Origin of the sequence: Escherichia sp. KCJ4928 (genome assembly GCF_004352695.1) — a bacterium.
Classification (GTDB): Bacteria; Pseudomonadota; Gammaproteobacteria; order Enterobacterales; family Enterobacteriaceae; genus ECMA0423.
Genome location: NZ_SJWV01000004.1, coordinates 40,444 through 65,409 on the forward strand (window position 1 = coordinate 40,444; position 24,966 = coordinate 65,409).

Sequence of the window (24,966 nt, forward strand, 5' to 3'; positions counted from 1 at the left end):
TGCGGCGTAAACGCCTTATCCGGCCTACAAATTCTGCAAATTCAACAAATTGCGAATCCCTTGTAGGCCTGATAAGCGTAGCGCATCAGGCATTTGCGCCCCGAACGTTGAATGAATTGTGGTTCATATGTCCGAAACAAAAAACGAACTTGAAGACCTGCTGGAAAAAGCAGCAACCGAACCGGCGCACCGCCCGGCCTTTTTCCGTACTCTACTGGAATCCACCGTCTGGGTGCCTGGTACGGCGGCGCAGGGCGAGGCTGTGGTTGAAGATAGTGCGCTTGATTTACAGCACTGGGAAAAAGAAGACGGCACCAGCGTCATTTCTTTTTTCACCTCGTTAGAAGCGCTTCAACAGGCGGTTGAAGACGAACAGGCATTTGTCGTAATGCCCGTTCGCACATTGTTTGAGATGACCCTTGGCGAAACGCTCTTCCTTAATGCCAAACTGCCGACCGGTAAAGAATTTATGCCGCGTGAAATCAGTTTGTTGATTGGTGAAGAGGGAAATCCGCTGAGCAGCCAGGAAATCCTGGAAGGCGGTGAATCGCTGATATTATCGGAAGTCGCAGAGCCGCCAGCACAAATGATTGATTCACTCACCACCTTATTTAAAACCATTAAGCCGGTGAAGCGTGCTTTTATTTGTTCAATTAAAGAGAACGAAGAGGCACAGCCTAATTTACTTATTGGCATTGAAGCCGATGGTGATATCGAAGAAATTATTCAGGCGACGGGAAGTGTAGCGACCGATACATTACCTGGCGATGAACCAATCGATATTTGTCAGGTGAAAAAAGGGGAAAAAGGAATTAGCCACTTTATTACCGAACATATTGTGCCATTCTATGAACGTCGCTGGGGTGGTTTTTTGCGTGACTTTAAACAAAACCGGATAATCTAAAATATGCCGCCCTAAAGGGCGGCATTCGGGCTTACTTGCTGCTCTGAAGGTTGTTAACCACCAGTAAATTGTCGCCGGAGAGACTCCGGTTATTATTTACTTGGGAAAACAGCGCACCAGAAACAATAAGTACGATACAGAAGCACCGTATCTTCATTGTGCGGTCCATGCGAAGACCGCATCACGACAGCACCACTGGCGATATTGCCGCGATAGCAAGCGCTGAGACGCGCTTGCTCTAACGGTCGCGGAACATCCTTTCCTTAAGCCAGCGCCCGCTTGCGAGACGGCGGAAAGGGCCGCAGTGGATAATACACTAACAGAACAATAATAACTCTCTTTTGCTTGACAAAAAGAGAGTTACTGGCGAGTATTGTCTCCGCTGAGACGCGCTTGCATTACTACGGTAATACAACCTGCTGGAAAGGCCGCGAACCAGACCAGCAATAAAAAACCGCCAAATTCGGCGGTTTTTTATTGCCTGTATAAAGCTTATTTCACTGGCTCAACCGGTAAATCTGCCCGCGCGCCCCATTCACTCCATGCGCCGTCGTACAGTTTCACGTTTGGCACATCCAGCGTCGCGAGTGCTAACAAAACCATGGCTGCCGTTACACCAGAGCCGCAGCTGACGATAATTGGTTTGTCGTAGCTGACGCCGCGACCAAAAAATATCGCATCCAGTTCATCGGTCGTTTTTAGTTCGCCTTCGCGCACCAGTTCCGTCCACGGAACATTCAGTGCTCCGGGAATATGTCCGCGACGTAAACCTGGGCGAGGTTCATCAACTTCTGCGTTAAAACGTGCAGCCGGGCGGGCATCAATAATTTGCGCCGTATTTTCATGGCTTGCCAATAATACATCGGTTACTTTCACCACGGCTTCAGGATTAAACGCGGCGTTAAACTCTCCTTCCGGCAGCTCTACTGCACCTTCTTCTAACAGCAGATCATCGCGCTGCCAGCCTGCAAGTCCACCCCCCAGAATCGACACTTTCTCTACACCAAAGGTGCGCAGCATCCACCATGCTCGTGGGGCTGAGAAAAGATTACCTTCGTCATAGACAATCAGGTGCTTATCCTGGTTAACGCCTAATTCACGCATCGCCACGGCGAACGTTTCCGGGCGCGGCAGCATGTGCGGAAGCGGGGAAGTGTGATCAGAAAGCGCTTCGATATCAAAAAACACTGCGCCGGGAATATGTCCATTCAGATACTCCTGAGCAACGTTACGATCTTCCTGTCCAGGCGACGCCATGCGGGCATCAATAATCTGAATTTCCGGGTCATCAATATGTTCGGCGAGCCAGTCGGCTCCTACAAACCATGTCGTGGACATAGGCATCTCCATTTTTGCCGGGGTTAGGCTAAATTGTCGGATGTTTAGTGAAAAGCGACAAGCGAAAGAGGCTGATTTGGCTGTCTGAGCCACAATTCTCACTAAAATTCGGATTGTATGGGCGTGATACTGAATTACATAACGTAAATTCTCACGCATAATAATTATTCGACGTTGCTAACGGGCCATTGTGGCAGGGATGAAAAATGAAAAAGTTACGCGTAGCCGCCTGCATGCTAATGCTGGCGCTGGCAGGGTGCGACAACAACGATAACGCGCCAACAGCGGTGAAAAAAGATGCGCCTTCTGAAGTTACTAAAGCGGCCTCTTCAGAAAACGCGAGTTCAGCAAAACTCTCCGTGCCGGAGAGACAAAAACTGGCCCAACAGAGTGCCGGTAAGGTGCTGACATTGCTGGATCTCTCTGAAGTCCAACTTGATGGTGCAGCCACGCTGGTGCTGACGTTCTCCATCCCTCTCGACCCGGATCAGGATTTCTCACGCGTTATTCATGTCGTCGATAAAAAAAGCGGCAAAGTGGATGGTGCCTGGGAGCTGTCAGATAATCTTAAAGAGTTACGTTTACGCCACCTCGAACCGAAACGTGATTTGATCGTTACTATTGGCAAGGAGGTCAAAGCACTCAACAACGCAACCTTCAGTAAAGATTACGAAAAAACTATAACTACCCGCGACATCCAACCCAGCGTCGGTTTTGCCAGCCGTGGTTCGCTGCTGCCTGGTAAAGTCGTTGAAGGGCTGCCGGTAATGGCGCTCAACGTTAATAATGTCGATGTTAACTTCTTCCGCGTTAAGCCAGAATCTCTGCCAGCATTCATTAGCCAATGGGAATACCGCAATTCGCTGGCGAACTGGCAGTCAGACAAACTGCTGCAGATGGCGGATCTGGTCTACACCGGACGGTTTGATCTCAATCCTGCGCGTAACACCCGTGAAAAATTATTGCTGCCGCTGGGCGATATCAAACCGCTTCAGCAGGCGGGCGTGTATCTGGCTGTGATGAATCAGGCTGGACGTTACGATTACAGTAATCCCGCGACGCTGTTTACGTTAAGTGATATCGGCGTTTCAGCTCACCGTTATCACAATCGTCTGGATATCTTTACCCAAAGTCTGGAAAACGGCGCGGCCCAGCAAGGAATTGAAGTCTCTTTATTAAATGAGAAAGGGCAGACTCTGACTCAGGCAACCAGTGACGCTCAGGGGCATGTGCAGCTGGAAAATGATAAAACGCGGCATTACTGTTGGCGCGTAAAGACGGTCAGACAACGCTACTCGATTTAAAACTTCCGGCGCTGGACTTAGCAGAATTTAACATTGCTGGCGCGCCAGGCTATAGCAAACAGTTTTTCATGTTTGGCCCACGCGATCTTTATCGCCCGGGTGAAACGGTAATCCTCAATGGTTTGCTGCGTGATGCAGACGGTAAAGCGTTGCCCAATCAACCCATCAAGTTAGACGTGATTAAACCCGATGGGCAGGTACTCAGGAGCGTCGTTAGTCAGCCGGAAAATGGCCTCTACCACTTTACCTGGCCACTCGATAGCAATGCGGCAACCGGTATGTGGCATATTCGCGCTAACACGGGCGATAACCAGTATCGGATGTGGGATTTCCACGTCGAAGATTTTATGCCAGAGCGCATGGCGCTGAATCTGACCGGTGAGAAAACCCCGCTAACGCCGAAAGATGAAGTGAAATTCTCCGTGGTGGGGTACTACCTGTATGGTGCACCTGCTAATGGTAATACTTTGCAAGGGCAACTTTTCCTGCGCCCACTGCGTGAAGCTGTGTCAGCCTTACCTGGTTTTGAATTCGGCGATATAGCTGCCGAAAATCTTTCCCGCACGCTGGATGAAGTTCAGTTGACGCTGGATGATAAAGGGCGCGGCGAAGTTTCTACAGAAAGCCAGTGGAAGGAAACGCATTCCCCATTACAGGTTATTTTCCAGGGTAGTTTGCTGGAATCGGGCGGTCGCCCGGTGACGCGCCGCGCTGAGCAGGCTATCTGGCCTGCCGATGCATTGCCGGGGATCCGTCCGCAGTTCGCCTCGAAATCGGTTTACGATTATCGTACTGACAGCACGGTGAAACAGCCCATTGTTGATGAAGGCAGTAACGCCGCTTTTGACATCGTTTATAGCGATGCGCAAGGCGTGAAAAAAGCCGTGTCGGGCTTGCAGGTGCGCCTGATTCGCGAACGCCGCGATTACTACTGGAACTGGTCAGAAGATGAAGGCTGGCAGTCACAGTTTGATCAAAAAGATCTGATCGAAAATGAACAAACTCTGGATCTGAAAGCGGACGAAACCGGCAAGGTCAGTTTTCCGGTAGAGTGGGGCGCTTATCGTCTGGAAGTCAAAGCGCCGAATGAAGCGGTCAGTAGCGTGCGTTTCTGGGCTGGCTATAGCTGGCAGGACAACAGCGACGGGAGCGGTGCCGTGCGACCCGACCGTGTCACGCTGAAACTGGATAAAGCCAGTTATCGCCCTGGCGATACCATTAAGTTGCATATTGCCGCGCCAACGGCGGGTAAAGGTTATGCGATGGTCGAGTCCAGTGAAGGGCCGTTGTGGTGGCAAGAGATTGATGTTCCGGCTCAAGGGCTGGATCTGACGATTCCGGTCGATAAAACCTGGAATCGTCATGATCTGTATTTAAGTACGCTGGTAGTACGTCCTGGCGATAAATCTCGCTCCGCGACGCCAAAACGCGCAGTTGGGGTGTTGCATCTGCCGCTTGGCGATGAAAACCGTCGCCTCGATCTGGCGCTGGAAACACCAGCAAAAATGCGGCCGAATCAACCATTAACCGTGAAAATTAAAGCCAGCACTAAAAATGGCGAGAAGCCTAAACAGGTGAATGTGCTGGTGTCTGCCGTTGATAGTGGTGTGCTGAATATTACTGACTACGTCACGCCAGATCCGTGGCAGGCGTTCTTTGGTCAGAAACGCTATGGCGCAGACATTTACGATATTTACGGTCAGGTTATTGAAGGTCAGGGGCGTCTGGCAGCTCTGCGTTTCGGTGGCGATGGTGATGAGCTGAAACGTGGTGGTAAACCGCCGGTCAATCACGTCAATATTGTCGCGCAGCAGGCGCTGCCGGTAACGCTCAACGAACAGGGCGAAGGCTCGGTTACACTGCCGATTGGCGATTTTAACGGTGAATTACGCGTCATGGCGCAAGCCTGGACGGCAGATGACTTCGGTAGCAACGAAAGCAAAGTGATAGTTGCCGCACCGGTGATTGCTGAACTGAACATGCCGCGCTTTATGGCGAGTGGCGATACCTCGCGTCTGACGCTGGATATCACTAATCTTACCGATAAACCGCAAAAACTGAACGTTGCCCTGACCGCCAGTGGTTTGCTTGAACTGGTCAGCGATTCACCCGCAGCCGTTGAATTAGCGCCAGGTGTGCGTACTACGCTGTTTATCCCGGTGCGAGCATTGCCGGGTTATGGCGATGGAGAAATTCAGGCCACCATTAGCGGGTTAGCGTTACCGGGTGAAACCGTTGCCGATCAGCATAAGCAGTGGAAAATCGGCGTCCGTCCGGCGTTCCCGGCACAAACGGTTAATTACGGTACGGCGTTACAGCCTGGTGAGACATGGGCGATTCCGGCGGATGGATTGCAAAACTTCTCGCCTGTTACGCTGGAAGGGCAATTGTTGTTGAGCGGCAAACCACCGCTGAACATTGCACGTTATATCAAAGAGTTAAAAGCGTATCCGTACGGCTGTCTTGAGCAAACCGCCAGCGGCCTGTTCCCGTCACTTTATACCAACGCAGCCCAACTGCAGGCGTTGGGCATCAAAGGCGACAGTGATGAGAAACGCCGTGCATCGGTCGATATCGGCATTTCCCGTTTGCTGCAAATGCAACGTGATAACGGCGGCTTTGCGCTGTGGGATAAAAACGGTGACGAAGAGTACTGGCTGACGGCTTACGTGATGGATTTCCTGGTCCGCGCAGGCGAACAGGGTTACAGCGTGCCGACAGACGCCATTAACCGGGGTAATGAGCGTCTGCTGCGCTATTTACAAGATCCGGGCATGATGTCGATCCCGTACGCGGATAATCTCAAAGCCAGTAAATTCGCCGTTCAGTCTTACGCTGCGCTGGTGCTGGCCCGTCAGCAAAAAGCACCACTGGGTGCGCTGCGTGAAATCTGGGAGCATCGTGCAGATGCCGCTTCTGGTTTACCGCTGCTGCAACTTGGCGTTGCGCTGAAAACCATGGGTGATGCGACGCGTGGTGAAGAATCGATTGCGCTGGCGCTGAAAACGCCGCGTAATGATGAGCTGAAATGGCTGGGTGATTACGGTAGCCCACTGCGCGACAACGCGTTAATGCTCTCCTTGCTGGAAGAAAATAAACTGCTACCCGATGAGCAGAACACTTTGCTGAACACGCTTTCGCAGCAGGCATTTGGTGAACGCTGGCTATCGACGCAGGAAAGTAACGCGTTGTTCCTGGCTGCCCGTACGATTCAGGATTTACCGGGTAAATGGCAGGCGCAAACCTCTTTCTCAGCTGAGCCGCTGACAGGCGAGAAAACGCTAAACAGCAATCTGAATAGCGATCAACTTGCCACCTTGCAGGTGAGAAACAGTGGCGATCAGCCGTTATGGCTGCGTGTGGATGCCAGCGGTTATCCGCAATCCGCACCTTTACCGGCGAACAATGTGCTGCAAATCGAGCGTCATATTCTTGGTACTGATGGTAAGAGCAAATCGCTGGACTCGTTACGTAGCGGCGATCTGGTGCTGGTCTGGTTGCAGGTAAAAGCCAGTAACAGCGTGCCGGATGCGTTAGTCGTGGATCTGCTGCCTGCGGGTCTGGAACTGGAAAATCAGAATCTGGCGAACGGTAGCGCCAGCCTGGAGCAAAGTGGTGGCGAAGTGCAAAACTTACTGAACCAGATGCAGCAGGCGAGTATTAAGCACATTGAGTTCCGTGACGATCGCTTTGTGGCGGCGGTTGCCGTTGATGAATACCAACCGGTAACGCTGGTGTATCTGGCGCGGGCGGTGACGCCGGGAACGTATCAGGTACCGCAACCGATGGTGGAATCAATGTATGTTCCCCAATGGCGGGCGACCGGCGCGGCTGAAGATCTGCTGATTGTCCGACCGTAAATGCCTCGCTTGTTAACCAAACGCGGCTGCTGGATAACGCTGGCAGCTGCGCCATTTCTCCTTTTTCTTGCAGCGTGGGGAGCAGATAAACTCTGGCCTCTACCGCTGCATGAAGTCAATCCCGCACGAGTGGTCGTGGCGCAGGATGGTACGCCGCTATGGCGCTTCGCCGATGCTGACGGCATCTGGCGTTATCCGGTAACAATCGAAGATGTTTCTCCACGTTACCTTGAAGCGCTGATCAATTATGAAGATCGCTGGTTCTGGAAGCATCCGGGGGTGAATCCATTCTCGGTGGCGCGCGCAGCATGGCAAGATCTCACTTCGGGACGGGTTATTTCCGGTGGCAGCACGCTCACTATGCAGGTTGCTCGTCTGCTTGATCCTCACCCCAAAACATTTGGCGGCAAAATTCGCCAGCTCTGGCGCGCGTTGCAACTGGAATGGCATCTGTCTAAGCGTGAAATTCTGACCTTGTATCTTAACCGCGCTCCGTTTGGCGGTACGTTGCAGGGGATCGGTGCGGCAAGTTGGGCTTATCTCGGAAAGTCGCCTGCGAATTTAAGCTATTCCGAGGCGGCAATGCTGGCGGTTTTGCCGCAAGCGCCCAGCCGTCTTCGCCCGGATCGTTGGCCGGAGCGTGCCGAAGCCGCGCGTAATAAAGTGCTCGAACGGATGGCCGTGCAAGGTGTGTGGTCCCGTGAGCAGGTAAAAGAGTCAAGGGAAGAACCCATCTGGCTGGCACCCCGACAAATGCCGCAACTGGCACCGCTGTTTTCGCGCATGATGCTCGGTAAAAGCAAAAGCGACAAAATCGTTACTACGCTGGATGCCGGTCTTCAACGACGTCTGGAAGAACTGGCGCAAAACTGGAAAGGGCGGTTGCCACCGCGCAGCTCACTGGCGATGATCGTGGTTGATCATATCGATATGCGTGTTCGCGGCTGGGTGGGATCGGTTGATCTCAACGATGATTCACGCTTTGGTCATGTTGATATGGTCAATGCGATCCGATCGCCAGGATCGGTGCTCAAACCGTTTGTTTATGGTCTGGCGCTGGATGAAGGCTTGATCCACCCGGCATCACTGCTGCAAGACGTCCCCCGGCGCACCGGTGATTATCGACCAGGTAACTTTGATAGCGGTTTTCATGGCCCGATCAGCATGAGCGAGGCGCTGGTGCGCTCGCTGAACTTACCTGCTGTGCAGGTGCTGGAAGCCTATGGACCGAAACGGTTTGCGGCAAAGTTACGCAATGTTGGATTGCCGTTATATTTGCCCAACGGTGCTGCGCCGAATCTTTCACTCATTCTCGGCGGCGCTGGTGCAAAACTGGAAGATATGGCGGCAGCGTATACCGCGTTTGCTCGCCACGGCAAGGCAGGCAAATTGCGCTTACAGCCTGACGATCCGCTGCTTGAACGGCCTTTAATGTCGTCGGGGGCGGCGTGGATCATTCGCCGGATTATGGCTGATGAAGCGAAACCCTTGCCGGATAGTGCCTTGCCGCGCGTCGCCCCACTGGCATGGAAAACGGGCACCAGCTATGGCTATCGTGACGCCTGGGCGATTGGGGTTAACGCTCGCTATGTCATTGGGATCTGGACTGGCAGACCGGACGGCACGCCCGTTGTTGGTCAGTTTGGCTTTGCCAGTGCCGTACCATTGTTGAATCAGGTCAATAATATCTTACTGTCGCGCAGTGCGAATCTGCCGGAAGACCCGCGCCCGAACTCAGTCACTCGTGGCGTTATCTGCTGGCCGGGCGGACAGTCTTTGCCGGAAGGTGACGGTAACTGTCGCCGCCGCCTGGCAACCTGGCTGCTGGACGGGAGTCAGCCGCCAACTCTATTACTGCCGGAGCAGGAAGGCATTAATGGCATTCGTTTCCCCATCTGGCTGGATGAAAATGGCAAACGTGTTGCCGCTGATTGCCCGCAAGCGCGACAAGAAATGATAAATGTCTGGCCGCTACCGCTGGAACCCTGGCTGCCCGCATCAGAACGTCGCGCTGTGCGCTTACCACCGGCCTCGACAATTTGCCCGCCATACGGTCACGATGCCAAGCTCCCTCTGCAGCTGACAGGCGTTCGCGATGGCGCGATTATTAAACGTTTACCGGGCGCAGCGGAAGCGACTTTGCCGTTGCAATCAAGTGGAGGGGCAGGTGAACGCTGGTGGTTTCTGAATGGCGAACCGTTAACTGAACGCGGGCGCAACGTGACCCTGCATTTGACGGATAAAGGTGATTATCAATTGCTGGTGATGGATGATGTGGGGCAAATCGCGACAGTGAAATTTGTCATGCAATAGTCTGTTTTGCCCCTGATTGTTGCTAAAACTCATTTTATTTTAAAAAAATGTTACCTTCATCAATAGTCAACGGCCCTGTTGCTCATTATAATCCGCGCCATCTCGTACGCTGGTACAGACAACAACAGAACAATTTACAGAGGTAAAAATGGCTATTGAACGTACTTTTTCCATCATCAAACCGAACGCGGTAGCAAAAAACGTCATTGGTAATATCTTTGCGCGCTTTGAAGCTGCAGGGTTCAAAATTGTCGGCACCAAAATGCTGCACCTGACCGTTGAACAGGCACGTGGCTTTTATGCTGAACACGATGGAAAACCGTTCTTTGATGGTCTGGTTGAATTCATGACCTCTGGCCCGATCGTGGTTTCCGTGCTGGAAGGTGAAAACGCCGTTCAGCGTCACCGCGATCTGCTGGGCGCGACCAATCCGGCAAACGCACTGGCTGGTACTCTGCGCGCTGATTACGCTGACAGCCTGACCGAAAACGGTACCCACGGTTCTGATTCCGTCGAATCTGCCGCTCGCGAAATCGCTTATTTCTTTGGCGAAGGCGAAGTGTGCCCGCGCACCCGTTAATAATTTCGTAAATGCCGCGTGCAAACGTGGCATCCGTGCGCCAGAATTTGTACAATGCAGCGCCCCCGGACGAGCAGCCGCTCACCGGGGCGTTTCTTTTTTCAACCCTCCAGGGGCCATAACGTGTAATAACGAGGCCGGAATAGCATATGTCTGAACAATTAGTCACACCTGAAAACGTCACCACGAAAGATGGAAAAATCAACCTGCTGGATCTCAACCGTCAGCAGATGCGGGAGTTTTTTAAAGATTTAGGTGAAAAACCCTTCCGCGCCGATCAGGTGATGAAGTGGATGTATCACTATTGCTGCGACAACTTTGATGAGATGACCGACATCAACAAAGTGTTGCGCGGCAAACTGAAAGAGGTGGCGGAGATCCGCGCACCGGAAGTGGTTGAAGAACAGCGTTCATCCGACGGCACCATTAAATGGGCGATCGCCGTTGGCGATCAGCGCGTCGAAACGGTGTATATCCCGGAAGACGACCGTGCCACGCTCTGCGTCTCTTCGCAGGTGGGGTGTGCGCTGGAGTGTAAATTCTGTTCCACCGCCCAGCAGGGCTTTAACCGCAACCTGCGGGTATCGGAAATTATTGGCCAGGTGTGGCGTGCGGCGAAAATCGTCGGCGCAGCAAAAGTCACCGGTCAGCGCCCAATCACTAACGTAGTGATGATGGGCATGGGCGAGCCGCTGCTCAACCTGAACAACGTCGTTCCGGCGATGGAAATCATGCTTGATGATTTCGGTTTTGGCCTGTCTAAACGTCGCGTCACGCTTTCTACTTCCGGTGTAGTTCCGGCGCTGGATAAACTGGGCGATATGATCGACGTTGCACTGGCAATTTCCCTGCACGCGCCGAACGACGAAATTCGTGACGAAATTGTGCCGATCAACAAAAAGTACAATATCGAAACGTTCCTTGCTGCGGTGCGCCGTTATCTGGAGAAATCCAACGCCAATCAGGGCCGTGTCACTATTGAGTATGTGATGCTTGACCACGTTAACGACGGCACTGAACACGCGCACCAACTGGCGGAACTGCTGAAAGATACGCCGTGTAAGATCAACCTGATCCCGTGGAACCCCTTCCCGGGCGCGCCGTATGGACGCAGCTCGAACAGCCGTATCGACCGTTTCTCAAAAGTGCTGATGAGCTACGGTTTCACCACTATTGTGCGTAAAACCCGTGGTGATGATATCGATGCTGCCTGTGGTCAGTTGGCGGGCGATGTTATCGACCGTACGAAACGTACCCTGCGTAAACGGATGCAGGGTGAAGCCATCGACATTAAAGCGGTCTGATAGCCATTACGCCACGGTTACTTTATGTACCGTGGCGTAATCTTTTATGAATGAAGTATTAAGTTGCAATTGTCTGGTCAATATTAACGGTGCGTTTTTGCTGACTTTAAGGCAGTATGTAACGATGCAACAGTAAGTTAGCCTTAGTGAATGTGGGCTTTGTCACGAGCACACAGACGGTCTTATACTGTATGATAACGGTTAACTTAACGGATGTTTCGCGGTGTGGGTGAGCATGATGGTTCACCGGCATCTCAATTCTCATTTAAACGTACCTGCAGCGAATGAATACTGAAGCCACGCACGACCAAAATGAAGCACTTACTACCGGCGCTCGCCTGCGTAATGCTCGCGAACAACTAGGACTTAGTCAGCAGGCCGTTGCCGAGCGACTTTGCCTGAAGGTTTCCACGGTACGCGACATTGAAGAAGATAAGGCACCCGCCGATCTTGCTTCAACATTCCTGCGCGGATATATCCGCTCTTATGCGCGTCTGGTACATATTCCAGAAGAAGAACTGCTGCCAGGGCTGGAAAAGCAGGCTCCACTACGGGCTGCAAAAGTTGCGCCTATGCAGAGTTTTTCCCTCGGTAAACGCCGCAAAAAACGTGACGGCTGGCTGATGACCTTCACCTGGCTGGTGTTGTTTGTGGTTATCGGCCTGAGCGGTGCCTGGTGGTGGCAAGACCACAAAGCTCAGCAGGAAGAGATCACCACTATGGCCGATCAATCTTCGGCGGAACTGAGCAGTAATAGCGAGCAGGGGCAGAGTGTTCCGTTAAATACGTCGACAACTACAGACCCGGCTACAACGTCCACGCCGCCAGCGTCTGTGGATACTACCGCAACCAACACGCAAACACCTGCCGTAACTGCGCCAGCACCAGCTGTTGATCCGCAACAGAATGCGGTTGTTTCGCCTTCGCAGGCAAATGTTGATACCGCCGCGACCCCGGCACCAACGGCAACAACAACGCCAGATGGCGCTGCGCCGTTGCCAACCGATCAGGCAGGCGTGACTACGCCGGCGGCTGATCCGAATGCGCTGGTGATGAACTTTACTGCCGATTGCTGGCTGGAGGTTACTGATGCTACCGGTAAAAAATTGTTTAGCGGTATGCAGCGTAAAGACGGTAATTTGAACTTAACCGGCCAGGCACCATACAAACTGAAAATTGGTGCGCCAGCCGCAGTACAGATCCAGTATCAAGGGAAACCTGTCGATCTGAGTCGTTTTATCAGAACTAACCAGGTTGCGCGTCTGACCCTCAATGCCGAACAATCACCGGCGCAGTAACAGACGGGTAACGCGGGAGATTTTTCATGCATAACCAGGCTCCAATTCAACGTAGAAAATCAACACGTATTTACGTTGGGAATGTGCCGATTGGCGATGGTGCTCCCATCGCCGTACAGTCCATGACCAATACGCGTACGACAGACGTCGAAGCAACGGTCAATCAAATCAAGGCGCTGGAACGCGTTGGCGCTGATATCGTCCGTGTCTCCGTACCGACGATGGACGCGGCAGAAGCGTTCAAACTCATCAAACAGCAGGTTAACGTGCCGCTGGTGGCTGACATCCACTTCGACTATCGCATTGCACTGAAAGTAGCGGAATACGGCGTCGATTGTCTGCGTATTAACCCTGGCAATATCGGTAATGAAGAGCGTATTCGCATGGTGGTTGACTGTGCGCGCGATAAAAACATTCCGATCCGTATTGGCGTTAACGCCGGATCGCTGGAAAAATATCTGCAAGAAAAGTATGGCGAACCGACGCCGCAGGCGTTGCTGGAATCCGCCATGCGCCATGTTGATCATCTCGATCGCCTGAACTTCGATCAGTTCAAAGTCAGCGTGAAAGCGTCTGACGTCTTCCTCGCTGTTGAGTCTTATCGTTTGCTGGCAAAACAGATCGATCAGCCGCTGCATCTGGGGATCACCGAAGCCGGTGGTGCACGCAGCGGGGCAGTAAAATCCGCCATTGGTTTAGGTCTGCTGCTGTCTGAAGGCATCGGCGACACGCTGCGCGTATCACTGGCGGCCGATCCGGTCGAAGAGATCAAAGTCGGTTTCGATATTTTGAAATCGCTGCGTATCCGTTCGCGCGGGATCAACTTCATCGCCTGCCCGACCTGTTCGCGTCAGGAATTTGATGTTATCGGTACGGTTAACGCGCTGGAGCAACGCCTGGAAGATATCATCACTCCGATGGACGTTTCGATTATCGGCTGCGTGGTGAATGGCCCAGGTGAGGCGCTGGTTTCTACACTCGGCGTCACCGGCGGCAACAAGAAAAGCGGCCTCTATGAAGATGGCGTGCGCAAAGACCGTCTGGACAACAACGATATGATCGACCAGCTGGAAGCACGCATTCGTGCGAAAGCCAGTCAGCTGGACGAAGCGCGTCGAATTGACGTTCAGCAGGTTGAAAAATAATAACGTGATGGGAAGCGCCTCGCTTCCCGTGTATGATTGAACCCGCATAGCTCCCGAAACATTGAGGGAAGCGTTGAGGGTTCATTTTTATATTCAGAAAGAGAATAAACGTGGCAAAAAACATTCAAGCCATTCGCGGCATGAACGATTACCTGCCTGGCGAAACGGCCATCTGGCAGCGCATTGAAGGCACACTGAAAAACGTGCTCGGCAGCTACGGTTACAGTGAAATCCGCTTGCCGATTGTAGAGCAGACCCCGCTATTCAAACGTGCGATTGGTGAAGTCACCGACGTGGTTGAAAAAGAGATGTACACCTTTGAGGATCGCAATGGCGACAGCCTGACTCTGCGCCCTGAAGGGACGGCGGGCTGTGTACGCGCCGGCATCGAGCATGGTCTTCTGTACAATCAGGAACAGCGTCTGTGGTATATCGGGCCGATGTTCCGTCACGAGCGTCCGCAGAAAGGGCGTTATCGTCAGTTCCATCAGTTGGGCTGCGAAGTTTTCGGTCTGCAAGGTCCGGATATCGACGCTGAACTGATTATGCTCACCGCCCGCTGGTGGCGCGCGCTGGGTATTTCCGAACACGTAACTCTTGAGCTGAATTCTATCGGTTCGCTGGAAGCACGCGCCAATTACCGCGATGCGCTGGTGGCATTCCTTGAGCAGCATAAAGAAAAGCTGGACGAAGACTGCAAACGCCGCATGTACACTAACCCGCTGCGCGTGCTGGATTCAAAAAATCCGGAAGTGCAGGCGCTTCTCAACGACGCTCCGGCATTAGGTGATTATCTGGACGAGGAATCTCGTGAGCATTTTGCCGGTCTGTGCAAACTGCTTGAGAGCGCGGGGATCGCTTACACCGTAAACCAGCGTCTGGTGCGTGGTCTGGATTACTATAACCGTACCGTTTTCGAGTGGGTGACTAACAGTCTCGGCTCCCAGGGCACCGTGTGTGCAGGCGGTCGTTATGACGGTCTTGTGGAACAACTGGGCGGTCGTGCAACACCGGCTGTCGGTTTTGCGATGGGCCTCGAACGTCTTGTATTGTTAGTACAGGCCGTTAATCCGGAATTTAAAGCCGATCCTGTTGTCGATATATACCTGGTGGCTTCAGGTGCTGATACACAATCTGCGGCTATGGCATTAGCTGAGCGTCTGCGTGATGAATTACCGGGCGTGAAATTGATGACCAACCACGGCGGCGGCAACTTTAAGAAACAGTTTGCCCGTGCTGATAAATGGGGTGCCCGCGTTGCTGTGGTGCTGGGTGAGTCTGAAGTGGCTAACGGCACAGCAGTAGTGAAGGATTTGCGCTCTGGTGAGCAAACGGCAGTTGCGCAGGATAGCGTAGCCGCGCATTTGCGCACGTTACTGGGTTAAGGAAGGAGAAGGACAGCGTGGAAATTTACGAGAACGAAAACGACCAGGTAGAAGCGGTTAAACGCTTTTTTGCTGAAAATGGCAAAGCACTGGCTGTTGGGGTGATTTTGGGCGTTGGCGCACTGATTGGCTGGCGCTACTGGAACAGCCATCAGGTTGATTCTGCACGCTCCGCTTCTCTTGCCTATCAAAATGCGGTTACCGCAGTGAGCGAAGGCAAACCGGATAGCATCCCGGCGGCGGAAAAATTTGCTGCTGAAAATAAAAATACTTATGGTGCGCTGGCTTCTTTGGAACTTGCGCAGCAATTTGTTGACAAAAATGAACTAGAGAAAGCTGCCGCCCAGTTACAACAGGGGCTGGCAGACACGAGCGATGAAAATCTCAAAGCCGTGATAAATCTGCGTCTTGCTCGCGTTCAGGTACAGCTCAAGCAGGCTGATGCCGCGCTGAAAACCCTTGATACCATCAAAGGTGAAGGGTGGGCTGCCATTGTTGCCGACCTGCGTGGTGAAGCATTGCTGAGCAAAGGTGATAAGCAAGCTGCGCGTAGTGCATGGGAAGCAGGCGTGAAAAGCGATGTTACTCCGGCACTGAGCGAAATGATGCAGATGAAAATTAATAATTTGTCCATCTGAGAGGGACCCGATGCAATTGCGTAAATTACTGCTGCCAGGACTGCTTTCCGTTACCCTTTTAAGCGGCTGTTCGCTGTTTAACAGCGAAGAAGATGTGGTAAAGATGTCCCCATTGCCAACCGTTGAAAACCAGTTTACGCCGACCACGGCGTGGAGTACTTCCGTTGGTAGCGGCATTGGCAACTTCTATTCCAATCTTCATCCGGCACTGGCGGACAACGTTGTCTATGCAGCGGACCGCGCTGGTTTGGTAAAAGCGCTGAATGCGGATGATGGCAAAGAAATCTGGTCTGTCAGCCTGGCCGAGAAAGATGGCTGGTTCTCTAAAGAGCCTGCATTACTTTCTGGCGGTGTGACCGTGTCTGGTGGGCATGTCTACATTGGCAGCGAAAAGGCGCAGGTTTACGCGCTGAATACCAGCGATGGTACTGTGGCATGGCAAACTAAAGTCGCGGGTGAAGCACTTTCGCGCCCGGTGGTCAGCGACGGTCTGGTGTTAATCCACACCAGTAACGGTCAGTTACAAGCGCTGAACGAAGCTGACGGCGCTGTCAAATGGACAGTTAACCTCGATATGCCTTCGCTCTCTTTGCGTGGCGAGTCTGCGCCGGCAACGGCTTTTGGTGCGGCCGTCGTGGGGGGCGATAATGGTCGCGTCAGCGCAGTGCTGATGGAACAGGGCCAGATGATTTGGCAGCAGCGTATTTCCCAGGCGACCGGTTCTACCGAAATTGACCGTCTGAGCGATGTTGACACGACTCCCGTCGTTGTTAACGGCGTTGTTTTCGCGCTGGCCTATAATGGTAACCTGACGGCGCTTGATCTGCGCAGTGGTCAGATTATGTGGAAACGCGAACTGGGTTCGGTGAATGATTTCATCGTCGACGGCAATCGCATCTATCTGGTCGATCAAAATGACCGGGTGATGGCGTTGACCATTGATGGCGGCGTTACGCTGTGGGCACAAAGCGATCTGCTGCATCGCCTGCTGACTTCTCCGGTGCTGTATAATGGCAACCTGGTGGTCGGTGACAGTGAAGGTTATCTGCACTGGATTAACGTCGAAGATGGTCGTTTCGTTGCCCAGCAAAAAGTTGATAGTTCCGGTTTCCAGACTGAACCGGTTGCCGCTGACGGCAAACTGCTGATCCAGGCAAAAGACGGAACCGTGTACTCTATTACACGTTAATCGTCTCTGTCGTTCACTTTGAAAACGGCTCCTGGACAGGGGCCGTTTTCCTGTTTTTAACAACGACGCGAATATAGCGTGCGTTGTCTGATGATTTATAAAAATGAGGCTTTAAACATGGTACCTGTGGTCGCGCTTGTCGGGCGCCCTAACGTAGGAAAATCCACGTTATTTAACCGTCTAACTCGCACCCGAGATGCGCTGGTTGCGGATTTCCCGGGTCTGACTCGTGACCGTAAGTACGGTCGTGCGGAAATTGAAGGCCGTGAGTTTATCTGTATTGATACCGGCGGGATTGATGGCACAGAAGACGGTGTAGAAACCCGCATGGCGGAACAGTCGCTGCTGGCGATTGAAGAAGCGGACGTCGTACTGTTTATGGTGGATGCGCGCGCGGGCCTGATGCCGGCAGATGAAGCGATTGCCAAACATCTGCGCTCCCGTGAAAAACCGACCTTCCTGGTGGCAAACAAAACTGACGGTCTGGATCCCGATCAGGCAGTGGTTGATTTCTACTCGCTTGGCTTAGGTGAAATCTACCCGATCGCCGCGTCTCACGGTCGTGGCGTATTAAGTCTGCTGGAGCATGTGCTGCTGCCGTGGATGGAAGATCTCGCACCGCAAGAGGAAGTCGACGAAGACGCTGAATACTGGGCGCAATTTGAAGCGGAAGAGAACGGCGAAGAAGAAGAGGAAGACGACTTTGACCCGCAAAGTCTGCCGATCAAACTGGCGATTGTGGGTCGTCCGAACGTAGGTAAGTCTACACTCACTAACCGTATTCTTGGTGAAGAGCGCGTTGTTGTTTATGACATGCCTGGTACGACGCGTGACAGCATCTATATCCCAATGGAACGCGATGGACGTGAGTATGTGCTCATTGACACCGCTGGCGTACGTAAACGCGGCAAAATCACCGATGCTGTAGAGAAATTCTCCGTAATCAAAACGTTGCAGGCCATTGAAGATGCCAACGTGGTGATGTTGGTGATTGATGCGCGCGAAGGTATTTCCGATCAGGATCTCTCGCTGCTGGGCTTTATTCTCAATAGTGGGCGCTCACTTGTCATTGTGGTGAATAAGTGGGATGGCCTGAGCCAGGAAGTGAAAGAGCAGGTGAAAGAAACGCTGGACTTCCGTCTGGGCTTTATCGATTTTGCTCGTGTGCACTTTATCTCTGCCTTGCACGGCAGTGGTGTTGGTAACTTGTTTGAATCAGTACGTGAAGCGTATGACAGCTCCACCCGTCGTGTGGGGACCTCTATGCTGACGCGCATCATGACGATGGCTGTTGAAGATCACCAACCGCCGCTGGTACGCGGTCGTCGTGTGAAGCTGAAATATGCCCACGCTGGTGGTTATAACCCGCCGATTGTGGTGATTCACGGTAATCAGGTGAAAGACCTGCCTGATTCCTACAAGCGCTACTTGATGAACTACTTCCGCAAATCGCTGGACGTAATGGGATCGCCGATTCGTATTCAGTTCAAAGAAGGGGAAAACCCGTATGCGAACAAGCGTAACACCCTGACGCCAACCCAGATGCGTAAACGTAAGCGTCTGATGAAGCACATCAAGAAAAATAAATAATTATCCGTAAGTATTTTATCTGCCATTCCCTCTATGAATGTAGAGGGATGGCTACCGGAGGAATTCATATGGAACTGCATTGTCCACAATGTCAGCATGTGCTTGATCAGGATAACGACCATGCGCGTTGCCCATCCTGCGGGGAAATTATTGAAATGAAAGCTCTTTGTCCAGACTGCCATCAACCGTTGCAGGTGTTAAAAGCCTGCGGTGCAGTAGATTACTTCTGTCAGCACGGGCATGGCTTGATATCGAAAAAACGCGTTGAATTCGTGCTGGCTTAATGCACCTTTTTACGCTATTTTTTTACCGGCTGGATGTTTTTTACTTCACTTTCTATCCAGCCGTCTTCCAGACGTGTGGTTAGCATTTCACCCGCTTTAACTTGCTTCACTTTTTTCAGTACATTGCCGTCAGTAGCAGTAGTAACGCTGTATCCACGCGCCAGCGTTGACAGTGGGCTTACGGCTTCGAGGTGCGTTACTGCATTACCGAAACGTTCACGCGTGGCGCTAAGCTGTACGCGCAGGGTTTCTGCTAATCGATATTCCAGTTGCTGAATGCGCGTTTGCGCGCGATGAATCTTCGGCTGTGGATTTTGCTGATTCAGCCGCTGTGTTAACCGCTGCTGCTGTTGCCCGGTACGCTTAAGTTGATTTTCCAGCGCAAAGCTCATCCGCTTTTGCAGGCGCTCAAGCATGGTTTGCTGGCGTGCCAGCCGGAGCTGCGGATGCTGTTGCTGTAATCGGTGATGGATCTGCGTAAAGCGACGCGTGCGGTTGGCGAGATAATAATCCATCGCCATCTCCAGCCGTTGACGGGTCGATTGCACCTGGCGCAGTAACTCTTGCTGATTACGGCTCACTACTTCAGCGGCGGCAGACGGCGTTGGCGCACGCAGATCGGCAACAAAATCGGCAATGGTCACATCCGTCTCATGCCCGACGGCGCTGACGACCGGAATGCGGCTGGCAAAAATCGCCCGCGCTACGCGTTCGTCATTAAAACTCCATAAATCTTCCAGCGAACCGCCGCCGCGCCCAACGATCAACACGTCGCACTCATTGCGCTGATTCGCCAGTTCAATGGCGCGAACAATTTGCCCCGGTGCGTCATCGCCCTGAACGGCGGTGGGGTAGATGATCACCGGTAGAGAAGGATCGCGACGTTTTAACACATGCAAAATATCATGTAGCGCAGCACCGGTTTTTGAGGTGATCACACCAACGCAATGCGCAGGGGAGGGAAGTGGTTTTTTGTATTGCTGATCGAACAAACCTTCAGCCTGCAACTTCGCTTTGAGCTGTTCGTACTTCTGTTGCAGCAGCCCTTCACCGGCCGGCTGCATACTCTCAACGATTATCTGGTAGTCACCGCGCGGCTCGTAGAGCGTAATATTGGCGCGAACTAAAACTTGTTGTCCATGCTGTGGACGGAAGGTCACCCGGCGGTTGCTGTTGCGGAACATCGCGCAGCGTACCTGGGCGGTGTCGTCTTTGAGTGTAAAGTACCAGTGACCGGAAGCCGGTTGTGTGAAATTAGAGATTTCGCCGCTGATCCAAACCTGTCCCATCTCATGCTCAAGCAGCAGACGAACCGTTTGATTCAGGCGACTAACGGTAAAAATTGCAGGGGATTGAGAAGGTAACATGTGAGCGAGATCAAATTCTAAATCAGCAGGTTATTCAGTCGATAGTAACCCGCCCTTCGGGGATAGCAAGCATTTTTTGCAAAAAGGGGTAGATGCAATCGGTTACGCTCTGTATAATGCCGCGGCAATATTTATTAACCACTCTGGTCGAGATATTGCCCATGCTACGTATCGCTAAAGAAGCTCTGACGTTTGACGACGTTCTCCTCGTTCCTGCTCATTCTACCGTTCTGCCGAATACTGCTGACCTCAGCACCCAGCTGACGAAAACTATTCGTCTGAATATCCCTATGCTTTCCGCAGCAATGGATACCGTAACGGAAGCGCGCCTGGCTATTGCTCTGGCTCAGGAAGGCGGTATCGGCTTTATCCACAAAAACATGTCCATTGAACGCCAGGCAGAAGAAGTTCGCCGTGTGAAAAAACACGAATCTGGTGTGGTGACTGATCCGCAGACTGTTCTGCCAACCACGACGCTGCGCGAAGTGAAAGAACTGACCGAGCGTAACGGTTTTGCGGGCTATCCGGTCGTTACCGAAGAAAACGAACTGGTGGGTATTATCACCGGTCGTGACGTGCGTTTTGTTACCGACCTGAACCAGCCGGTTAGCGTTTACATGACGCCGAAAGAGCGTCTGGTCACCGTGCGTGAAGGTGAAGCCCGTGAAGTGGTGCTGGCAAAAATGCACGAAAAACGCGTTGAAAAAGCGCTGGTGGTTGATGACGAATTCCACCTGATCGGCATGATCACCGTGAAAGACTTCCAGAAAGCGGAACGTAAACCGAACGCCTGTAAAGACGAGCAAGGCCGTCTGCGTGTTGGTGCTGCAGTTGGCGCAGGTGCGGGTAACGAAGAGCGTGTTGACGCGCTGGTTGCCGCTGGCGTTGACGTTCTGCTGATCGACTCCTCCCACGGTCACTCAGAAGGCGTTTTGCAGCGTATCCGTGAAACCCGTGCTAAATATCCGGATCTGCAAATCATCGGCGGCAACGTGGCAACAGCTGCAGGTGCACGCGCTTTGGCAGAAGCTGGTTGCAGCGCGGTTAAAGTCGGTATCGGCCCTGGTTCTATCTGTACGACTCGTATCGTTACTGGCGTAGGTGTTCCGCAGATCACTGCCGTTGCTGACGCAGTTGAAGCCCTGGAAGGCACCGGTATTCCGGTTATCGCAGATGGTGGTATTCGCTTCTCCGGCGACATCGCCAAAGCTATCGCCGCTGGCGCAAGCGCGGTAATGGTGGGTTCCATGCTGGCGGGTACTGAAGAATCTCCGGGTGAAATCGAACTCTACCAGGGCCGTTCTTACAAATCTTACCGTGGTATGGGTTCCCTGGGCGCGATGTCCAAAGGTTCCTCTGACCGTTATTTCCAGAGCGATAACGCTGCCGACAAACTGGTGCCGGAAGGTATCGAAGGTCGCGTAGCTTATAAAGGTCGCCTGAAAGAGATCATTCACCAGCAGATGGGCGGCCTGCGCTCCTGTATGGGTCTGACCGGCTGTGGTACTATCGACGAACTGCGTACTAAAGCGGAGTTTGTACGTATCAGCGGTGCGGGCATTCAGGAAAGCCACGTTCACGACGTGACCATTACTAAAGAGTCCCCGAACTACCGTCTGGGCTCCTGATTCTCTTCGCCCGACTTCATGTCGGGCGATTTATATTATCTGTTTCACTTGCCTCGGAATAAGCGTCAATGACGGAAAACATTCATAAGCATCGCATCCTCATTCTGGACTTCGGTTCTCAGTACACTCAACTGGTTGCGCGCCGCGTGCGTGAGCTGGGTGTTTACTGCGAACTGTGGGCGTGGGATGTGACAGAAGCACAAATTCGTGACTTCAATCCAAGCGGCATTATTCTTTCCGGCGGCCCGGAAAGCACCACCGAAGAAAACAGCCCGCGTGCGCCGCAGTATGTCTTTGAAGCAGGCGTACCGGTATTCGGCGTTTGCTATGGCATGCAGACCATGGCAATGCAGTTGGGCGGTCACGTTGAAGCCTCTAACGAACGTGAATTTGGCTACGCGCAGGTTGAAGTCGTAAACGACAGCGCACTGGTTCGCGGTATCGAAGATGCGCTGACCGCAGACGGTAAACCGCTGCTCGATGTCTGGATGAGCCACGGCGATAAAGTTACCGCTATCCCGTCCGACTTCGTCACCGTAGCCAGCACCGAAAGCTGCCCGTTTGCCATTATGGCTAACGAAGAAAAACGCTTCTATGGCGTACAGTTCCACCCGGAAGTGACTCACACCCGCCAGGGTATGCGCATGCTGGAGCGTTTTGTGCGTGATATCTGCCAGTGTGAAGCCCTGTGGACGCCAGCGAAAATTATCGACGATGCTGTAGCTCGCATCCGCGAGCAGGTAGGCGACGATAAAGTCATCCTCGGCCTCTCTGGTGGTGTGGATTCCTCCGTAACCGCAATGCTGCTGCACCGCGCTATCGGTAAAAACCTGACTTGCGTATTCGTCGACAACGGCCTGCTGCGTCTCAACGAAGCAGAGCAGGTTCTGGATATGTTTGGCGATCACTTTGGTCTTAACATTGTTCACGTACCGGCAGAAGATCGCTTCCTGTCAGCGCTGGCTGGCGAAAACGATCCGGAAGCAAAACGTAAAATCATCGGGCGCGTTTTCGTTGAAGTATTCGATGAAGAAGCGCTGAAACTGGAAGACGTGAAGTGGCTGGCGCAGGGCACCATCTACCCTGACGTTATCGAATCTGCGGCTTCTGCAACCGGTAAAGCACACGTCATCAAATCTCACCACAACGTGGGCGGCCTGCCGAAAGAGATGAAGATGGGCCTGGTTGAACCGCTGAAAGAGCTGTTCAAAGACGAAGTGCGTAAGATTGGTCTGGAGCTGGGCCTGCCGTACGACATGCTGTACCGTCACCCGTTCCCGGGACCAGGCCTTGGCGTTCGTGTGCTGGGTGAAGTGAAGAAAGAGTACTGTGACCTGCTGCGCCGTGCTGACGCCATCTTCATTGAAGAACTGCGTAAAGCGGACCTGTACGACAAAGTCAGCCAGGCGTTCACTGTGTTCCTGCCGGTACGTTCCGTTGGCGTAATGGGCGATGGTCGTAAGTATGACTGGGTTGTCTCTCTGCGTGCTGTCGAAACCATCGACTTTATGACCGCACACTGGGCGCATCTGCCGTACGATTTCCTCGGTCGCGTTTCCAACCGCATTATCAATGAAGTGAACGGTATTTCCCGCGTGGTGTATGACATCAGCGGCAAGCCGCCAGCTACCATTGAGTGGGAATGATTTTAATCCCTGCACTATGAATGAACAAAACCCTCTGTTACTACAGAGGGTTTTTTATCTTCAAGAATCATAGGCTTGAAGTTACTAACATCGATTAATTAAACCAGCTGTCCGATTTGTTCTCTTCTGCTTTGCCCACGCTTTTCATCAGATCGCGACCGCCTTCAGTCATATTTCTGTTGGCGTCAGCTTCAGATTGCACCACATCGGTTTGCGCAGCTTTGTGCTTCAGTTCCTGATCGATAAATTCGTTTTCTCGCTTAACGCGGGCTTCTTCTTTTGCCAGCGCCAGTTTTTGTTTCTGAATCTCTAAGCTGCGTAGCTCATCTTCATAACTTTGATCGCGTTTTTTGTCCGCAGAGGCTTCGGCGTCCAGTTTATCCTGACGAGCTTTCTTATTTGCTGCTGCCGTTGCCGCTCTTTTGTTAGCGGCGGCCTGGGCATTTGCGCGACGTTGCTTCTCTTGCTGGATTTCCCTGTTGCGCTCCGCGACCCATTCGTCATGCTGCCTTTGCTCTTCATTTTTACCTTGCTGTTCAGCTTCTGCTACAGCAGAGAGTTGATCCTGCAATGATGAGGCGATAGCCGGATAGCTTAAGGAGGCCAAGATGGCGCAAAGAAAAACTTTCTTCATGACTCCTCCTGATTATTAGCTCTTTTCAGGACATTTAGTATTTGGCTGAATACGCGTTTCGTTATACGTTGTGGTAATAACAACGGCTAAACCTGTCGTAAACTGGCACTCTTTACCCACCTGGGTAGAGGTATACACTTTGGTGCCTTCCTTATATGTTAAAGAAACACCTTCCACTAAGGTTTTATCATTCACCATAGAACCCGCTGCCGCGCCTACAGCTCCGCCGCCAACTGCCCCTGCCGTCGTTCCGGAATTGCTGCCAGAACCGACGTTGTGGCCGATAACACCGCCAGCGACTGCGCCAATAAGCGCGCCGAAGGCTTGTGCGTTCCGTTTATTTTGGGAGTTGTCTACGGCAACTTTTGCGGGAAGAATGGAAATAATATTAACGGTTTTAGTTTCTTGTTTGGTATTCAGTTGATCGGTTTGATAAACATCGGCGGCATGATCGTCAGCATTTGACTGGCATCCTGCCAGAGTGAATGACGCTAACATTGCCACAGGCAGAAGACATTTTTTAAATTTCATCACTATTCCTTGTTATACACATTACGAA

At 52.5% G+C, this 24,966-nt stretch carries 18 protein-coding genes and 1 pseudogene; 14 read left to right on the forward strand and 5 right to left on the reverse strand.

Annotated features, from left to right (window positions below; genetic code table 11):
* Nucleotides 1-127 precede the first annotated feature (127 nt).
* On the forward strand, nucleotides 128-904 hold the full coding sequence (gene sseB / locus E0D98_RS01395; protein ID WP_050877159.1) for an enhanced serine sensitivity protein SseB: 777 nt from the start codon (nucleotides 128-130) through the stop codon (nucleotides 902-904).
* A 31-nt stretch (nucleotides 905-935) separates the two neighbouring features.
* On the opposite strand, the gene timP is transcribed toward sseB, so the two are convergent.
* Both timP and sseA read right to left on the reverse strand, forming a co-directional pair.
* On the reverse strand, nucleotides 936-1,061 hold the full coding sequence (gene timP, locus E0D98_RS28390) for a small toxic inner membrane protein TimP (protein ID WP_001385884.1): 126 nt from the start codon (nucleotides 1,059-1,061) through the stop codon (nucleotides 936-938).
* Nucleotides 1,062-1,396: 335 nt separating this feature from the next.
* On the reverse strand, nucleotides 1,397-2,242 hold the full coding sequence (gene sseA / locus E0D98_RS01400) for a 3-mercaptopyruvate sulfurtransferase (protein WP_000108620.1): 846 nt from the start codon (nucleotides 2,240-2,242) through the stop codon (nucleotides 1,397-1,399).
* A 206-nt stretch (nucleotides 2,243-2,448) separates the two neighbouring features.
* On the opposite strand from sseA, the pseudogene yfhM reads away from it, so the two are divergent.
* From yfhM to E0D98_RS01455, 11 genes and pseudogenes are all read left to right on the forward strand, one after another.
* Nucleotides 2,449-7,406 (forward strand): annotated as a pseudogene (yfhM, locus tag E0D98_RS01405) (alpha2-macroglobulin).
* Entirely contained in the window at nucleotides 7,407-9,719 is a 2,313-nt protein-coding gene (gene pbpC / locus E0D98_RS01410; protein WP_001137677.1) for a peptidoglycan glycosyltransferase PbpC, read from the forward strand.
* A gap of 148 nt (nucleotides 9,720-9,867) precedes the next feature.
* Nucleotides 9,868-10,299 carry a nucleoside-diphosphate kinase gene (gene ndk, locus E0D98_RS01415; protein WP_000963837.1) on the forward strand — a complete coding sequence of 144 codons (432 nt, stop codon included), beginning with the start codon at nucleotides 9,868-9,870 and terminating at the stop codon, nucleotides 10,297-10,299.
* A gap of 149 nt (nucleotides 10,300-10,448) precedes the next feature.
* The gene (locus E0D98_RS01420; protein WP_000003317.1) at nucleotides 10,449-11,603 is read left to right on the forward strand and encodes a bifunctional tRNA (adenosine(37)-C2)-methyltransferase TrmG/ribosomal RNA large subunit methyltransferase RlmN; all 1,155 of its coding nucleotides are present in this window, start codon (nucleotides 10,449-10,451) and stop codon (nucleotides 11,601-11,603) included.
* 284 nt (nucleotides 11,604-11,887) lie between these two features.
* On the forward strand, nucleotides 11,888-12,901 hold the full coding sequence (rodZ, locus tag E0D98_RS01425) for a cytoskeleton protein RodZ (protein WP_001090850.1): 1,014 nt from the start codon (nucleotides 11,888-11,890) through the stop codon (nucleotides 12,899-12,901).
* Between the two features lie 26 nt (nucleotides 12,902-12,927).
* On the forward strand, nucleotides 12,928-14,046 hold the full coding sequence (ispG, locus tag E0D98_RS01430) for a flavodoxin-dependent (E)-4-hydroxy-3-methylbut-2-enyl-diphosphate synthase (protein WP_050877158.1): 1,119 nt from the start codon (nucleotides 12,928-12,930) through the stop codon (nucleotides 14,044-14,046).
* Nucleotides 14,047-14,156: 110 nt separating this feature from the next.
* A complete protein-coding gene (gene hisS / locus E0D98_RS01435; protein ID WP_001107167.1) occupies nucleotides 14,157-15,431 on the forward strand; it encodes a histidine--tRNA ligase in 1,275 nt (424 codons plus the stop codon).
* 17 nt (nucleotides 15,432-15,448) lie between these two features.
* Nucleotides 15,449-16,069 (forward strand): ancillary SecYEG translocon subunit YfgM, encoded by a 621-nt coding sequence (yfgM, locus tag E0D98_RS01440; RefSeq protein WP_000409204.1) that lies wholly within the window; start codon nucleotides 15,449-15,451, stop codon nucleotides 16,067-16,069.
* Between the two features lie 10 nt (nucleotides 16,070-16,079).
* Nucleotides 16,080-17,258: an outer membrane protein assembly factor BamB gene (gene bamB / locus E0D98_RS01445; protein WP_001177043.1), complete on the forward strand. Its 1,179-nt coding sequence runs from the start codon at nucleotides 16,080-16,082 to the stop codon at nucleotides 17,256-17,258.
* Nucleotides 17,259-17,375: 117 nt separating this feature from the next.
* On the forward strand, nucleotides 17,376-18,848 hold the full coding sequence (der, locus tag E0D98_RS01450) for a ribosome biogenesis GTPase Der (protein WP_000249410.1): 1,473 nt from the start codon (nucleotides 17,376-17,378) through the stop codon (nucleotides 18,846-18,848).
* Nucleotides 18,849-18,916: 68 nt separating this feature from the next.
* Nucleotides 18,917-19,132, forward strand: a complete 216-nt coding sequence (locus E0D98_RS01455; protein ID WP_001341622.1) for a zinc ribbon domain-containing protein — start codon at nucleotides 18,917-18,919, stop codon at nucleotides 19,130-19,132.
* A 14-nt stretch (nucleotides 19,133-19,146) separates the two neighbouring features.
* On the opposite strand, the gene xseA is transcribed toward E0D98_RS01455, so the two are convergent.
* Nucleotides 19,147-20,499 (reverse strand): exodeoxyribonuclease VII large subunit, encoded by a 1,353-nt coding sequence (xseA, locus tag E0D98_RS01460; RefSeq protein ID WP_000937932.1) that lies wholly within the window; start codon nucleotides 20,497-20,499, stop codon nucleotides 19,147-19,149.
* A 161-nt stretch (nucleotides 20,500-20,660) separates the two neighbouring features.
* Between xseA and guaB the strand changes: the two genes are divergently transcribed.
* Both guaB and guaA read left to right on the forward strand, forming a co-directional pair.
* The gene (gene guaB, locus E0D98_RS01465) at nucleotides 20,661-22,127 is read left to right on the forward strand and encodes an IMP dehydrogenase (RefSeq protein WP_001299507.1); all 1,467 of its coding nucleotides are present in this window, start codon (nucleotides 20,661-20,663) and stop codon (nucleotides 22,125-22,127) included.
* A gap of 68 nt (nucleotides 22,128-22,195) precedes the next feature.
* Complete coding sequence (gene guaA, locus E0D98_RS01470; protein WP_000138282.1) at nucleotides 22,196-23,773, forward strand: glutamine-hydrolyzing GMP synthase; 1,578 nt, start codon at nucleotides 22,196-22,198, stop codon at nucleotides 23,771-23,773.
* A 94-nt stretch (nucleotides 23,774-23,867) separates the two neighbouring features.
* Here the strand turns inward: guaA and E0D98_RS01475 are convergent, their stop codons facing one another.
* Together E0D98_RS01475 and E0D98_RS01480 are read right to left on the reverse strand one after the other, a co-directional pair.
* Nucleotides 23,868-24,407 (reverse strand): DUF5384 family protein, encoded by a 540-nt coding sequence (locus E0D98_RS01475; RefSeq protein ID WP_000755173.1) that lies wholly within the window; start codon nucleotides 24,405-24,407, stop codon nucleotides 23,868-23,870.
* Nucleotides 24,408-24,422: 15 nt separating this feature from the next.
* Entirely contained in the window at nucleotides 24,423-24,941 is a 519-nt protein-coding gene (locus E0D98_RS01480; protein ID WP_001295476.1) for a glycine zipper 2TM domain-containing protein, read from the reverse strand.
* Nucleotides 24,942-24,966: the final 25 nt, after the last annotated feature.